The 15,136-nt window shown below is 63.0% G+C and carries 11 protein-coding genes and 2 pseudogenes; 10 read left to right on the top strand and 3 right to left on the bottom strand.

Annotated features, from left to right (window positions below; translation table 11 throughout):
- The 6 genes and pseudogenes from AC1DUR_RS22085 to AC1DUR_RS22110 form a co-directional block, all read left to right on the top strand.
- A pseudogene (locus tag AC1DUR_RS22085) lies at positions 1 to 294 on the top strand (chemotaxis protein); the annotation flags it as partial.
- Positions 295 to 308: 14 nt separating this feature from the next.
- Complete coding sequence (locus AC1DUR_RS22090) at positions 309 to 2,615, top strand: hybrid sensor histidine kinase/response regulator (RefSeq protein ID WP_477718210.1); 2,307 nt, start codon at positions 309 to 311, stop codon at positions 2,613 to 2,615.
- Positions 2,616 to 2,630: 15 nt separating this feature from the next.
- The gene (cheB, locus tag AC1DUR_RS22095) at positions 2,631 to 3,722 is read left to right on the top strand and encodes a chemotaxis-specific protein-glutamate methyltransferase CheB (RefSeq protein ID WP_477718209.1); all 1,092 of its coding nucleotides are present in this window, start codon (positions 2,631 to 2,633) and stop codon (positions 3,720 to 3,722) included.
- A gap of 4 nt (positions 3,723 to 3,726) precedes the next feature.
- Positions 3,727 to 6,873, top strand: a complete 3,147-nt coding sequence (locus AC1DUR_RS22100) for a response regulator (protein WP_477718208.1) — start codon at positions 3,727 to 3,729, stop codon at positions 6,871 to 6,873.
- Positions 6,874 to 6,927: 54 nt separating this feature from the next.
- A complete protein-coding gene (locus AC1DUR_RS22105; protein ID WP_477718207.1) occupies positions 6,928 to 8,148 on the top strand; it encodes an EAL domain-containing response regulator in 1,221 nt (406 codons plus the stop codon).
- A 211-nt stretch (positions 8,149 to 8,359) separates the two neighbouring features.
- Positions 8,360 to 8,797: a YciI family protein gene (locus AC1DUR_RS22110; RefSeq protein WP_477718206.1), complete on the top strand. Its 438-nt coding sequence runs from the start codon at positions 8,360 to 8,362 to the stop codon at positions 8,795 to 8,797.
- A 109-nt stretch (positions 8,798 to 8,906) separates the two neighbouring features.
- On the opposite strand, the pseudogene AC1DUR_RS22115 reads toward AC1DUR_RS22110, so the two are convergent.
- From AC1DUR_RS22115 to AC1DUR_RS22125, 3 genes and pseudogenes are all read right to left on the bottom strand, one after another.
- A pseudogene (locus tag AC1DUR_RS22115) lies at positions 8,907 to 9,110 on the bottom strand (hypothetical protein); the annotation flags it as partial.
- Between the two features lie 53 nt (positions 9,111 to 9,163).
- Complete coding sequence (locus tag AC1DUR_RS22120; protein ID WP_477718205.1) at positions 9,164 to 9,427, bottom strand: hypothetical protein; 264 nt, start codon at positions 9,425 to 9,427, stop codon at positions 9,164 to 9,166.
- A gap of 789 nt (positions 9,428 to 10,216) precedes the next feature.
- A complete protein-coding gene (locus tag AC1DUR_RS22125; RefSeq protein WP_477718204.1) occupies positions 10,217 to 11,131 on the bottom strand; it encodes a LysR substrate-binding domain-containing protein in 915 nt (304 codons plus the stop codon).
- Between the two features lie 149 nt (positions 11,132 to 11,280).
- Here AC1DUR_RS22125 and AC1DUR_RS22130 point away from each other — a divergent pair, with 149 nt between their 5' ends.
- Genes AC1DUR_RS22130 through AC1DUR_RS22145 form a run of 4 tightly spaced genes read left to right on the top strand, consistent with a single transcriptional unit; the run spans position 11,281 to position 15,128 of the window.
- Positions 11,281 to 12,432, top strand: a complete 1,152-nt coding sequence (locus tag AC1DUR_RS22130; protein ID WP_477718203.1) for a CaiB/BaiF CoA transferase family protein — start codon at positions 11,281 to 11,283, stop codon at positions 12,430 to 12,432.
- 35 nt (positions 12,433 to 12,467) lie between these two features.
- Positions 12,468 to 13,361, top strand: coding sequence for a dioxygenase family protein (locus tag AC1DUR_RS22135; RefSeq protein WP_477718202.1), 894 nt, complete (start codon positions 12,468 to 12,470; stop codon positions 13,359 to 13,361).
- A gap of 13 nt (positions 13,362 to 13,374) precedes the next feature.
- Positions 13,375 to 14,181, top strand: coding sequence for a citryl-CoA lyase (locus tag AC1DUR_RS22140; protein WP_477718201.1), 807 nt, complete (start codon positions 13,375 to 13,377; stop codon positions 14,179 to 14,181).
- Complete coding sequence (locus AC1DUR_RS22145; RefSeq protein ID WP_477718200.1) at positions 14,178 to 15,128, top strand: Bug family tripartite tricarboxylate transporter substrate binding protein; 951 nt, start codon at positions 14,178 to 14,180, stop codon at positions 15,126 to 15,128. Before AC1DUR_RS22140 ends, AC1DUR_RS22145 begins: the two co-directional genes overlap by 4 nt.
- Positions 15,129 to 15,136 lie beyond the last annotated feature (8 nt).

Below are 15,136 nucleotides of genomic sequence, written 5' to 3' on the forward strand. Positions count from 1 at the left end.
GAGGCGGGGAGCCGGCAGAGTGAAGAGGCGGGGAGCCGGCAGAGTGAAATGGCGGGCGAATCGATCCAGGCGCTGGCGGGCAACGTGACGGAGGCGGCGCAGGCGGCCACGCAGATTGCGGCGTCGAGCCAGCAGCAGCTGGTGGGCGTTGACCAGGTGGCGGGCGCGATGGAGAGCATCAAGCAGGCGAGCACGCAGAACGTGGCGAGCGCCAGGCAGCTGGAGGTTGCGGCGCGCAACCTGGACGAACTCGGCCAGCGGCTCAAGCAGATGGCTGAGCGCTACAAGGTGTAATCAACAACATCGTCATGAGCACCAAAGAAGACAAATTTATCCGACAACTCCGCGCGACCTTCAAGGTCGAAGCCGAAGAGCATTTGCAGACGATCTCGACCGGTTTTCTGGAGCTGGAAAGAACGCCTTCTGCGCAGGCCCACGGCCAGATCGTGGAGACGGTATTCCGCGCCGCGCACAGTCTGAAGGGGGCGGCACGGGCGGTGGATTTCACCGAGATCGAGTTGCTGTGCCAGTCGATGGAAGACGTGTTTTCCAGCTGGAAGCGGCAGGAAAGCTTGCCGTCGCCCGATGCGCTCGACGCGCTGCATCGCGCACTCGATGCCATCGCCTCTGCGCTGGCCGCGCCCATAAGTTCCGGCGGCGCCGGTGACCAGTCTGCCTTGTCGTCGTTGCGCCAGTTGGGAACGGCTTCTTCTTTGAGCCCTCGGGAGTCCGCTGCTGCCGGGCGGCCGCCCAACGGCGACGACGCAGCGACGGCGCCGCCCGTCATCGAAGTTGTGAAACCTGCTGTGCCTTTGCCTGCACCCGTCGCGACGGAAATGGGCCACCAGGAAACCGTGCGCGTCGCTGTCTCGAAACTGGAGGCGCGACTACTGGAGGCCGAGGAAATGCTGATGGCCAAACTGACTGTCGGCCAGCGGGTGACTGATTTGCGCGAACTGTCTGGCCGCTTTGAAGCCTGGCGCAATGCCTGGGGCGCGGTTGAGCCGGAAGTGCGGCAGCTGCGTCTGCTATCCGATCAGCCAGGCTCCCCGACACATTCCTCTGCGGAGCTGGCCCGGGTGCTGGATTTCTTTGATTGGAGCATGGACTACATCAAAACCGTGGAAGACGAGGCCGTGGCACTGGAGCGAACGGCGCAGCACGACCGCTATGCCATTGGCAAACTGGTGGATGACCTGCTGGAGGACTCGAAGCAACTGCTCATGTTGCCGTTTGCCACCATTTCCACATCATTTCCGAAACTGGTGCGCGACCTGTGCCGCGATCAAGGCAAGGAAGCCGACCTCACGGTCCATGGCGAGGAGATTGCGATCGACAAGCGCATCCTGGAGGAGATCAAGGACCCGCTTGTCCACCTGCTGCGTAACAGCGTTGATCACGGTATCGAGACGCCCCATTCACGCATGCGCCTGGGCAAGCCTTCCCGTGCCGCGATCACGCTCACCGTATCCCAGGTAAGTGACAGCAAGGTGGAAATTTCCATGTCCGACGACGGCGCAGGCGTCGACACAGCAAAGGTCAAGGAGTCGGCCATCAAGCAGGGGATTGTCTCGGCGGACGAGGCGCGCCAGTTGAACGACGCGCAGGCGCAGGCGCTGATTTTCCAGGCCGAGGTGTCCACCAGCGCGATGATTACCCGACTGTCCGGTCGTGGATTGGGCCTGGCGATCGTGCGCGAGAAGGCTCAAAAACTGGGAGGAACTGTCACGGTCGAGAGTCAACCGCACCGGGGAACCTGTTTCCGCATCGTGCTGCCATCGATGCTCGCGACGTTTCGGGGAGTTCTGATCGAAGTGCAGGAGCAATTGTTTGTTGTGCCCACCTCCCACGTTGAACGTGTGGCACGCGTGAAGGCCGACAATATTCTGGCGGTGGAGGGGCGCGAAACCATCGCACTGGACGGGCGCGCCATTGCCCTGGTGCGGCTGGCTGAGGTGCTTGAGTTGCCGTCCATGCCGCACAACGGCGAACTGCCCGCCAGCACGCCGGTCGTTGTCCTCGGCGCGGCCGATCAGCGTATCGCGTTTGCGGTCGACGCTGTGCTGGACGAACAGGAAGTACTGGTCAAGCGCCTGGGGAAACCGCTGTTGCGCGTGCGCAATATCGCCGGTGCCACAGTGCTTGGCTCCGGTCAGGTGGCACCCATTCTCAATGTGACCGACCTCCTCAAATCTGCCCGGAGAGCGGGCAGGGTGCCGCTGCGCGTTGCGGCTGGAGCGAAACCGGTAGAGGCCCGGATGGTACTCGTCGCCGAGGATTCCATCACCTCCCGAATGCTCATCAAGAGCATCCTGGAATCCGCCGGCTACGACGTCAAAACAGCCGTGGACGGAATGGATGCATTCACCCTGTTGCGCGCCGAAAAGTTCGACCTGCTTGTTTCCGATGTGGAAATGCCGCGGCTCAACGGCTTTGACCTGACGGCGAGGATACGCGCCGACAACAGACTGGCAGAACTACCAGTAGTGCTGGTGACGGCGCTGGAAACGCGGGAGGACCGCGAGCGCGGCATCGACGCTGGCGCCAATGCGTATATTGTCAAGAGCAGCTTCGACCAGAGCAACCTGATCGAGGCAGTACGGCGGCTGATTTAACCGAGTGAGTCTTTCATGACTGATGGCAAGATCAACGTACTGGTGGCGGAAGACCTGGCGGTCACACGCATGCTGCTCGTGCACCTGCTCGAATCGGATCCGCAGATCCGGGTTGTCGGCGCCGTCGGTGACGGCCAGGCGGTGATCGATTTCATCAATCACAACAAGCCCGATGTCGTGCTCATGGGCATTGACATGCCGCGGCTCGACGGTTTCGAGACAACGCGCCGCATCATGGAGACGCATGCGGTGCCTATCGTCATCTGCAGTGCCCACAGCAACGTCACCGACATCGCCGTGACGTTCCGCGCCATGGAAGCGGGAGCCATCGCCTGCATTGAAAAACCCTTTGCTGCCGAGCATGGCGATTTTGAGGCGACGGCCGCTCATCTGCTCGAAACGGTCAAGCTGATGTCCGAGGTGAAGGTCGTGCGCCGCACAGCCCACAGGCGGACGGCTCCATTGCCGGTCCATCCTGCCCCGGGCGCGCAGCGGCAGCGTACTCCAGCGCAGATCAAACTCATCGGCATCGGCGCCTCCACCGGTGGACCACCGGTGCTGCAAACCATCCTCTCAGGATTGCCAAAGGACTTTCCCGCGCCGGTGCTCGTTGTACAGCACATTGCACACGGATTTCTGGCCGGAATGGCCGAGTGGTTGAACCAGACCACCAGCTTGCAGATTCACATCGCTTCCTACGGAACAAGTCCGTTGCCAGGTCATGTCTACCTGGCGCCGGACGATTTCCACATGGGCATCGGCATCGGCGGCAACATCATCCTGACCCGGGAGGCGCCGGAGAATCATCTGCGGCCGGCCGTGTCTTTCTTGTTCCGCTCGCTGGCCGAAGTGTACGGCCCGAACGCGCTGGGCGTATTGCTGACGGGCATGGGCAAGGACGGCGCCGAGGAATTGAATGCAATGAAGGCCAAAGGGGCCGTCACCATCGCTCAAAATCAGGAAAGCTCGGTGGTGCACGGCATGCCGGGTGCCGCCATTGCCCTGGGCGCCGCCACACAGGTATTACCGGCAGACAAGATCGCCGATGCGCTGATTGCGCTGGTCAGGCAAGGCAATGGTCATGACCGTCAGATAGGGAGGAGCTGAGCTCATGAATGCAAGTACGCCATCGTCCGATCCACCTGTGAAAATCCTGATAGCGGAAGACAGCCCGACCCAGGCCCAACGGCTGCAGCATATTCTTGAACAGCAGGGGTACGAAGTAGGCGTTGCCCGCAATGGCCGAATCGCGCTGGAAATGATGCCCCAGTTCCGGCCCGCACTGATCATCAGCGACGTGAAAATGCCGGAAATGGACGGCTACGAACTTTCCCGCCGAATCAAGGCGCAGCCCGATCTTCGCAACACACCGGTCATTCTCGTCACCACCATGTCCGATCCGGAGGACGTGATCCGTGGACTGGAGTGCGGGGCTGATAACTTCGTCCTCAAGCCCTATGACGAGCGCTATATGCTGGCTCGCGTACGTTATGTTCTCGTCAATCGGGAAATACACCGGAAGCAGGATTTGGGCAAAGGGGTGGAAATTTACTTCAATAACCATAGGCATTTCATCACCGCCGATCGTTCGCAGATCCTCAACCTCCTGCTGTCCACCTATGACGCCGCCGTCCAGCGCAACAAGGACCTCACCCAAAGCCAGGAATCACTGGGGCAGCGTTCGGCCGAGGTGGCGGCGGCGAACAGATTTCTCGATTCGGTGATCGAAACCATCCCCGACATGCTTTTTGTAAAAGATGCGACCGACCTGCGCTTTGTCAGATTCAACCGCGCCGGCGAAGAGCTGCTGGGTTATTCCCGGGATGATCTGGTTGGCAAAAATGACTATGACTTTTTCCCCGAGGAAGAGGCCGACGCCTTCACGTCCAGAGACCATGAGGTGCTGACGCGCGGCGTGGTGGTGGACATCCCCGAGGAGCCGATCCACACGCGCAAAAAAGGCGACCGGATCCTGCACACCAAGAAAATCCCCATCCTCGACAGCAAGGGCCGGCCGCTCTACCTGTTGGGTATCTCCAGAGATGTCACCGAACAAAAGAAGCTGGAAGACGCGCTGCATAAGCGCAACGAAGAGCTCAGTAAAAGCCAGGAAGACCTGCAGCGGAGTAATTCCGAGTTGCACCAGTTGAGGCTCGCGCTGGAAGCGCGCGTGAACCAGAGAACCCAGCAGCTGACTGCGGTCGTCGAGGCGCTGCGCGAGAGCGAGGCGCGTACCCGGCTCACGATTGACACGGCACTGGATGCCGTGGTGGCCATGGATTCCCATGGACTGGTCAGAGAGTGGAATGCCCAGGCGGAAACCATTTTTGGCTGGAAGCGCGAAGAGGCCATCGACCAGCCGCTGGCCGAACTTGTCATTCCGCTGAAACATCGTGAAGCGCATGTGCGCGGGTTGAAGCATTTCCTGGCCACCAGCGAGGGACCGATATTAAGCCGGCGCTTCGAAATCACAGCCTTGCACCGGGACGGCCACGAGTTTCCGGTCGAACTGTCCATTACCCCGATGCTGCTTCAGGGGGCGTGGACGTTCAGCGCATTTTTGCGTGACATCACCGAGCGCAAGCAGATAGAGGAACGCACCCTGAACCTGAACAAGGAACTGGAGCAGCGCGTGGTGCAAAGGACGACCGAGCTCGTTGCAGCCCGGGAGGCAGCCGATACCGCCAACCGCGCCAAGAGCACTTTTCTGGCCACCATGAGCCACGAGATCAGGACGCCGATGAACGGCATGTTCGGCATGCTCGAACTCCTGGGCCTGACCCGGCTCGATGCCGAACAACGCGCCACGCTCGCGATCGTGCGTGAATCGAGCCAGTCGCTGCTGCGCATCATTGACGACATTCTCGACTTTTCCAAGATTGAAGCAGGAAAACTGAAGGTCCATCCCGAGGTCGCCTCGATCAAGGACGCTATCGAGCATGTGAGGAACATGTACGCCGGTAACGCCAGCAGCCGAGGCTTGCTGCTCAAGCACAGCACCGATCCGCACATCAGCCCCGCGCTGATGTTTGACCCATTGCGGCTGTGCCAGATACTCAACAATTTTGTCAGCAACGCGCTCAAATTTACCCCCAAGGGCTCGGTCGAGATCAAGGCAGAGCTCATAGCACGAACCAACGGAGAAGAGCAGGTGCGGTTTGTGGTTGCAGACACGGGCATGGGCGTCTCCTCTGAGGATCAACAGCGGCTGTTCCAGCCGTTCACCCAGGGGGAGGGCGATGCGGCGCGGCGTGCCGGAGGCACCGGACTGGGGCTCACGATCTGCCGGCGGCTCGCTGACATGATGGGCGGCACGGTCGAGATGGTCAGCGAGCTGGGCAAAGGCACGACCATGATCCTCACCTTGTCACTGCCGATCGCCGATCCGAAGGACCTGGCAAAAAACAACCGTGCGCAACTGCAGGATTCAGCCCGAGCCGCCGACGCAGCGCGTCGCAACGCGCCAACCGTTGTGCAGGCCGAGACGGAGGGAACGCTGGTACTGCTGGTGGATGACCACCCGATCAACCGCATGCTCCTGATGCGGCAGGTGCATGCGCTGGGCTATGCCGCGGAGAGCGCCGAGAACGGTGCCGAAGCATTGACCAAATGGCAGTCGGGCCGGTTCGGGATTGTCATCACCGACTGCAACATGCCGGAGATGAATGGCTATGAACTTACGCGCGGCATTCGCCGGCTTGAGTCCACCGGAGGCAAACATACCCCGGTTATCGCGTGTACGGCCAACGCCCTGAGTGGCGAGGCCGATATCTGCTTTTCCGCCGGCATGGACGACTACCTTGTGAAGCCGGTCCAGTTGTGCCAGCTAGGGGAAAAGCTCGATCAATGGCTACCCATTCCGGAGGTCACTGTCACGCCGGGGGCGCCACCCAGGACATCCGGCAAACACCTGGCGGCACCGGTAGCGACCGCCCCGGTCGACCGGTCTGTCATTGCCGAATTTTCGGGCGGCGATGCGTCCACCGAGCGCCACATCTTCACAGAGTTTCGGTCCGCCAACGACGAGGATGCGGCCATGCTCAAGCGGGCCGTGGCTACCAGTGACAGTTCGCAGATCACCCGGTCTACCCACCGCATGCTGGGTGCCAGCAGGATGATAGGCGCGCTCGACTTTGCCAGGGTTTGCGAACGCATCGAGCACGCGAGCCGCACCAGTGACTGGGCGGCGGTCGAGGCCCACATGGGCACCTTCCAGCACGAATTGCAACGCCTGAACACCTATTTGGACGCCCTTTGAAGGCTCGGTACCCGGCTAGAAACCAGGAAAGGCCGCAGACGAAAGGATAACGAAATGTCGATCACCAACTTACATTTTCTGGTTGCCGAAGACCATGATTTCCAGCGCAGCACGCTGGTGAGGATGCTTGGCGGCCTGGGTGCGAGGAGTGTCCATGAAGCGGCGGACGGCCATGTTGCCTTGACGATCATTCGCGACCCCAGCCGTCCCATCGATATCGTCATCTGCGATCTTGATATGCCGGGCATGGACGGCATGGAATTCATCCGCCGCCTGGGCGAGTGCGAGTCCCCGGTGTCGGTCATCATCGCCAGTGCGCTGGAGCGCAACCTGATCGCCTCGGTCGAGACCATGACCGAGGCCTACGGTATCGAGTTGCTGGGCGTCGTGGAAAAGCCGCTCAACCCCGGAAAGCTGGGGCTGTTGATCGAACGCCACAGGGCAGTGCAGGCCCGGCGGGCCCCGCCGACGATTGCCCCGTCGTTCACGCTGGAAGAGATCGTGGCAGGATTGAAGAACAATGAATTCGAACCTTTCCTTCAACCCAAGGTAGAACTGGCCACCGGGAAAATCAAGGGGACGGAAGCACTCGCACGCTGGCGCCATCCTGATCGGGGCGTCGTCGCTCCCCACGCGTTCATCGGCCTGCTCGAAGAGAAGGGGATGATCGATACGCTCATGGAAGTCATGCTGAGAAAATCAGCGGCATTGTGCAGGACCTGGCTCAATGCCGGGCTGCAGGCCACCGTGTCAGTGAACCTGTCGCCCCAATCGCTGGGCGACGTGCACCTTGCCGACCGCGTGACTCAGCTTGTGCTCGACCAGGGGCTGGAGCCACGCCATATGGTCCTCGAGGTAACCGAGTCCGTGGCCACAACCAATGTTGGCAGGGCACTCGAGAACCTCGCGCGCCTGCGCATGAAGGGCTTCGGCTTGTCGATTGACGATTACGGCACCGGCTACGCCTCAATGCAGCAGCTCACGCGCATCGCCTTCACCGAGCTCAAGATCGATCAATCCTTTGTGACAAACGCAACCAAACAGGCATCGGCCAGGGTGGTCCTTGAATCGAGCCTCGACATCGCGAAGAAGCTCAACATCACAGCGGTAGCCGAAGGGGTTGAAACGCAGGCAGACTGGAACTTGCTGCGCCAGCTCGGCTGCGCCCTCGCACAGGGTTATTTCATCGCAAGACCAATGGAGGCAGGGGCCTACCTCGATTGGGCTCGGGGTTGGAAACCACCGGACCTGCAAGGTACTGTTTCTCCCAGCTAGCTGGTCAACGTTACTTCGCCGGAAATGGTCAAACTTACTGCCGTTAGCCATGTGCCCCGTCATTGGCAAACCGCATTGCCATCGCAAGCGCAGGGAACCAAGTCAGATCAGTGAATTCGGAAAACCTGAAAAAAGACCGCTGGCCGTGTCGATCTGACGAGTCGCCATTCGTCGTGGTAGTAGAGGCACCAATCCACAAGGAGAAACTACGATGCGATTCATCATCACGGCACAAGCAGGCACGGACGAACCGAAAGCGGGCATGGAAGCGAGTTTCGACGAGAAACTCTTTATCGCTTACATGGCGTTCAACGAGGAGATGCACAAGGCCGGAGTCCTGGTTGCGTCCGAGGGCCTGAACCCTGCGGCACGGGGTGCCCGCGTCGCGGTTTCCAAAGGCAAGCGTTATGTCGTCGATGGCCCTTTCGCCGAGTCGAAGGAGCTGGTCGGCGGTTTCTACATCATCGACGTGAAGTCGCTCGACGAAGCCATCCAGTGGGCACTCCGGGCGCCCTCCGGACTTGGTACCGACGACGTGCTGGAAATTCGCCAGTTGACGGGGGCAGGTGACATCCCGCCCGAGATCCTTAAGATCATCAACTCCGCCGCGCCCACCTGGAGCGCGTCGGTGTGGCAGGCGCGAGAATAGATTGCTCAGATTGGTACAACGGGAGCGACTGGCGGCTTCGATGCTTTGCCAATCTGCAGGTAATAGGGGGACCGCATGCACCAACGAGCGGTAACTGTTTCGTCCTTCATCAGATGGTGGAATCGGTTCCTTTTTCGCCCCCTGCAGCATTCAAGTCCTTGCCGGCCTGAAACATGCGCGTGAAGTCGCAACATTGCTGGGCCAGCATGATGATTGACGAAAGGAGCGTGCTTCGATGCTCTCCTTTGTACATGGCGACATAGCTTACTTGGGGCAGGGCGGGAGTTACGTCAATGACGGCCAACGAGCCTTCTTCCACCATCTGGCTGACGGCCAGCCGTTGCGACTGCGCAAATCACTGACCGGCTAACCTAGAAAGTCTTTGAAGTCGCGGTCCCATACCTCAGGGCTGACGATTCTGTTCAGCGCCAGGAGGAGCAAAAACGAGATGAGCAGCGGCACAAAAAACAGCACCGTCAGGGTTCCGACCAGTCCCCAGCGCGGGAAATAGAACCTGCGATAGTGCCGCGCCACGTTGCTGGTGTGCACCAGAAAATTGCGGCCGATGGCCGGATAGTCATAGCTGAAAATGGAGCGCATGGCGGCCTGAGTTGTGTCTTTGTGTGACATTTTGTCATACCGGGATTAGATGCCTCGATAGCCCATCGCGGGCGCGTTCGCGGCCCCAAAATCTCCGATAGCCTCCAGGCCCGCAATCCGCGTCCTGAGCATGGCGTTTTCACACTCCAGGCTTTTCCGGTGCTGTAGCTCGACCATGTAGCCGTTGTGGGCCGTGGTTTCCAGCAGGCTAACCCCCAGCGAGACTCATAAAACAGCGCCAGCAGCGCGGCCCGTGGTGCCTCGTTGGCGGCATCCAGCGTTTCAGGGTTTTGGTCAGCAGGTCATCAAGCAGAACGGACAGCGGCGGGGTGTGGGTGGCGCGAAACATTTGCCACAACTTTACAAAGCTCTACAAATGAAGTGAGCCTGGGGTCAAGCGTGGATAATACCGATGCGCCATACGATTTAACATAATATACATCGTGGAACATTAAAATAAACCCCCAAAGGTAATCCTTCGAACATTTCTTAAGTAACCAGCGGGCGCTGTGGATCTACGAGCACCGCGGTTACTGCCTTGTCGGCAAGCGCAGGAACTACTACCCGGCGGGTTAACCCCCAGTGCGAGCATGCCTGGTCATGAGTCTGAAGCTATGAGCCTCGGCCTGGATGCGCGCCAGCGCGGAATGCTGGAGGAAATGGGCCTGCGGGTCTGGTGACCCGAAGCCGCAGCTTTGCCGAGTGCCTAGCCAGTCCCGCCGTCAGCCCCTTTACTCTCCTGATTTGATAGCAGCTAACAACCAACTGGTCAGGCCACTGCCCCAGAACCTTTGGGGCATCGGCCGGCCATGCCACCGATCAGCCGCCCGTTCGCCTAGTGGCATCCAGCAGGCTGCTTCGAAATGCCAGCTTGCGCACAATGGCTGAAAACGCCCGGGTCTCCGGCGCCCGGCGAGCCTCGGTCGACCACAGCATGCCCGGTGTGCGCACCGGGGTGGGGCTTTCCAGTCGGACGATCTGCAGACCCGAATTGGCGGGCACCGCACTGGCGGTCGCGATGCACGCCAGAGCCGTCCTGGCCACCACGCCCATCATGGGCGCCAGGGTGTTCATCTCGGCCATCACCTGCGGCTCGGCACCGCAGGCCTGAAAGCATTCGTCAAGCATGTTGCGGGTGGCGAAGGTCGATGGCAGCAGCACCATGGGCAGGTGGTGCAGCTCCACCATGCGCACCCGTTTGCGGCGCGCCAGAGGGTGGTTGCGCGCCACGATCAGCACCATCTCCTCGTTGAAGAGCGGCTCGAACTGCAGCTTGTCCTGATCGGGTGGCCGGTAGGCAATCCCCAGGTCCAGCGAGCCCTGCCGCAGCCGGACACCGATCTGCTCGGCCGATAACTCCTCGACCACCACCTTGACCTGCGGGTGGCGCTGCAGGAAGGTGGCGATGCAATCGGGGATGAAGCCCAGGTTGAAGGTGTGGGTGGAGCCTATGCGCAACTCGCCCGCTGTCTCCGACGAGTTCTGCCTGAGCGCGCCCAGCCCCTGGTCGATCTCGCCCATCGCGCGCGTGGCGTAGTGCAGGAACTCGTCACCGGCCTCGGTCAGCAGTACGCGCTTGCCGACGCGGTCGAACAGCGCCACGCCCACCTCTTCTTCCAGCTGACGGATCTGGTGCGACAAGGTGGATTGCGTCACGTGCACGCGCTCGGCGGCGCGGGTGAAGTTCAGCGAACCGGCCAGGGCAATGAAGTAGCGCAGGTGTCGCAGTTCCACCGTGTGTCTCCTTGAATGATCGATGAGGTCGATGATAACGATGAAAAATGATCATTTCCAAATCTTGTTCGGGCCCACTACAGTTCGCTCCTATTCGGTGGCGGTTATGCAGTAGGTCCGCCACCACCACAAACAGAGGAGTACAAGCGGTGTTCAAAGTCCTCAGCGGCATCAAGGTGCTGGAGCAGGGAACCTTCATCACGGGGCCGGCGGCGGGCATGTTCCTGGCCGACCTCGGTGCCGAGGTCATCAAGATCGAGCAACCGGGTTCGGGCGACCCCTTCCGCGCGTTTCGCAATGGTCTGTACAGCCCCCACTTCCAGACCTACAACCGCAACAAGCGCAGCGTCACGCTCAATCCCAAGCTGCCCGAGGACGCGGCGGTGTTCGACGAGCTGGTCAAGGACGCCGATGTCTACATCCAGAACTTCCGGCCCGGCGCGGCCGAACGCCTGGGTGCCGGCGAGGCACGCTTGCGCGCCCTCAACCCGCGCCTGATCTACTGCGCCATCAGCGGCTTCGGCCAGACCGGCCCGGCCGCTGGCCGGCCGGCCTACGACACCGTGGCCCAGGCCGCCAGCGGCTTCCTCAAGCTGCTGGTCAACCCGGCCAACCCGCGCGTGGTGGGCCCGGCGCTGGCTGACGCGCTGACCGGCTTCTACGCCGCCTACGGCGTGCTGGGCGCGCTGGTCGAGCGCGGCCGCACCGGCCAGGGGCGCAGCGTGGAGGTGTCCATGCTGGAGGCCATGTGCCACTTCAACCTGGACGCCTTCACCCACTACTTTTCCGAGAACGAGATCATGGGGCCCTACAGCCGGCCCAGCGTCTCGCAGTCTTATGTGCTTGAATGCGCCGACGGCCTGTGGATTGCGCTGCATATGTCCTCGCCCGAGAAGTTCTGGCAGGGCCTGGCCAACGCCATCGAGCGCCCCGCCCTGTTCGAGGACCCGCGCTTCGCCACCCGCGACAGCCGCATCGCCCACCAGGAGGATCTGATCGCGCTGCTGGGCGGCATCTTCCGCCGCCATGACCGCGCCACCTGGTGCCAGCGCCTGCAGGCCCAGGACGTACCTCACGCGCCCATGTACGACACCCGCGAGGCGCTGGAGGACGAGCAGGTGCGCCACCTGCAGCTGGCGGTGGGCACGGCGCACCCCATGGGCGGCGAGTGGCGCACCATCCGCTCGCCCGTGAGCTACGACGGCGCGCGCGCCCTGGAGGTGAGCGCACCGCCCGTGCTGGGCGCGGACAACGGCGACATCGTCGAGCCCATACGGCGGCGGTTGAAGCAGGCGACCTGAACTTTTCCCCCAACCATAACGACGCGGAGACACCCATGAACCCATCGACCGAAGACGAACTGACCCAGGCCGTGCTGGAGCGCCTGAGCGGTGCCGACGACCCCCGCTTCGCGCTGATCATGCGCTCGCTGATCACCCACCTGCACGCCTTCGTCCGCGAGGTGGATCTCAAGCCCGACGAGTGGATGACCGGCATCCAGTTCCTGACCGCCGTGGGCCAAGCCTGCGCCGACAAGCGGCAGGAATTCATTTTGCTGTCCGACACGCTGGGCGCGTCCATGATGGTGGTGATGCTGGACCAGCTGCGCGCGGCCGCGCACGCCAAGGGCTGCCTGCGCATGACTGAGGCCACCGAAGCCACTGTGCAGGGCCCCTACTACTGGGAGGGTGCGCCGCAGGTGCCGCTGGGCGCCGACATTGCGCAAGGCGTCAACGGGGAACCCGCGTTCTACAGCGGCCGCGTCACCGATACCCACGGCCAGCCGCTCACGGGCGCGCTGCTGGACATCTGGTCCGGCGACGGCGACGGCGTGTACGACATGCAGGTCGAGGGCGGCGGGATGGCGGCGCGCGCGCGCATCCAGACCGACGCCGAAGGCCGCTACTGGTTCTGGTCCATCAAGCCCAGCTACTACCCGGTGCCCGTGGACGGGCCGGTGGGCCGCATGCTGGGCGGCATGGGCCGCCACCCCAACCGCCCCGGCCACATCCACATGAAAGTGTCGGCGCCGGGCCACGCGCCGCTCACCACCCACCTGTTCGTGGCCAACAGCCCCTACATTGACTCCGATGCCGTGTTCGGCGTGCGGCCCAGCCTGATCGTCGACTACGAAGCCCACCCCGCTGGCCGCGCACCCGATGGCCGCGAGATGGCGCGGCCCTACTGGTCGGCCCACTACGACTTCCGCCTCGAACCCCAAGCCAACTGATCAGGACATCCTCATGAAAATCGGCAAATCCACCGTCCCGCGCACCGCCATCTGCACGTCGGACGAACACACCATCGTCGTGCGCGGGCAGGACCTGTGCCAGGACCTGATCGGGCACTTGTCCTTCACCGACTATTTCTTCCTGCTGCTCACCGGCCGCCGGCCCGACGCGGCCTGCACCGCCGTGCTCAACGCCACGCTGGTGGCCATCGCCGAACACGGCCTGGTGCCCAGCGTGCAGGCCAGCCGCATGACCTATGCCGCAGCGCCCGATTCGCTGCAGGGTGCAGTGGCCGCCGGCATCCTGGGCTGCGGCTCGGTCATCCTAGGCGCATCCGAAACGGCGGGCCGGCTGTTCACCGACGTGGCCGCCCGCGTGGACGCGGGCGAGCCGCTGGATGCGGTGGCCGCCGAGACCATCCGCACGCTCAAGGCCGAACGCCGCGCCATCCCGGGCTACGGCCACCCGCTGCACAAGGCCAGCGACCCGCGCGTGGATCGCCTGATCGCCGTGGCCACCCAAGCCGGCGCCGACCTGCGCTACGTACGCATCGCCCAGGCGCTGGAGCGCGCCATTCCCGCCATCGTGGGCAAGGAGCTGCGCATGAACGTCTCGGCCGCCATTCCGGCGGTGCTGCTGGGCGTGGGCTTTCCCGTGACCTCGCTCAGGGGCGTTCCAATCCTGGCGCGCACGGCGGGGCTGATTGCCCATCTGGCCGAGGAGGCCGAGTCGCCCAGCGGCTTCGCGCTGTCCTACCAGGCCACGCGCGAACTGCAGTACGACGGCGACGTGCCCGACGGCTTCGGAGCAGCGGCATGAAGCGGCGCGCTCTGGTTACCGCCGCGCTGCTGGCTGCCGGCAGTGCCCTGGCGCAGATCAACGCCGCGCGCCCGCTGCGGTTGATCGTGCCCTTTGCCGCCGGCACCTCCACCGACGTGGTGGGCCGCTTGCTGGCCGACGCGCTGGGCAAGCAGCTCGCGCAGACGGTGATCGTGGAGAACAAGCCCGGCGCCGGTGGCGCCATCGGCAGTGAGCTGGCGGCCAAGTCCGGCGCGGACGGCCACACGCTGCTGCTGGGCACGGTGGGTACGCACGCCATCAACCCCTCGCTCTACAAGCGCCTGGCCTACCAGCCGCTGCGCGACTTCATGCCGCTGGGATTCGTCGGCGCCACGCCCACCTTGCTGGTGGTGCCCGCGGCCTCGCCCTGGAAATCGGTGACCGACCTCGGGCGGGCCGCAGGCAAGGACGTGAACTTCGCCTCCGCCGGCAACGGCACCTCGGGCCACCTCGCCGGCGAGCTGCTCAGCAACCGCCTGGGCAAGAACTTCGTGCACGTGCCCTACCGCGACGGCGCGCAGGCGCTGACCGAGTTGATGGCTGGCAACGTGCAGTTCATGTTCTACCACCCGGCCGCGGTGCTGCCCCACATCCGCGCGGGCAGGCTGCGCGCGCTGGGCGTTTCCAGCGCCCGGCGCAGCACCGCCGCGCCCGAGGTTCCCACACTGATCGAGCAGGGCGTGGCCGGCTTCGACCTGGTGGCCTGGTTCATGTTGTACGCCCCGGCCGACATGCCAGCCGCGCAGCGTGAGCGCCTGCGCGAGGCCACGCGCCAGGTGCTTGCCCAGCCCGAGGTGCACGACAAGCTCGCGGCCCAAGGCGTAGAGCTGTCCGAGATGGGCGCGGCCGAGATGGCCAGCTTCGGCGCGAGCGAAATCACCAAGTGGGGCGAGGCCGTGAAGCGGTCGGGCGCCCAGGTCGACTGACCCGTTGC

Source organism: Polaromonas sp. P4_F4 (genome assembly GCF_056401355.1).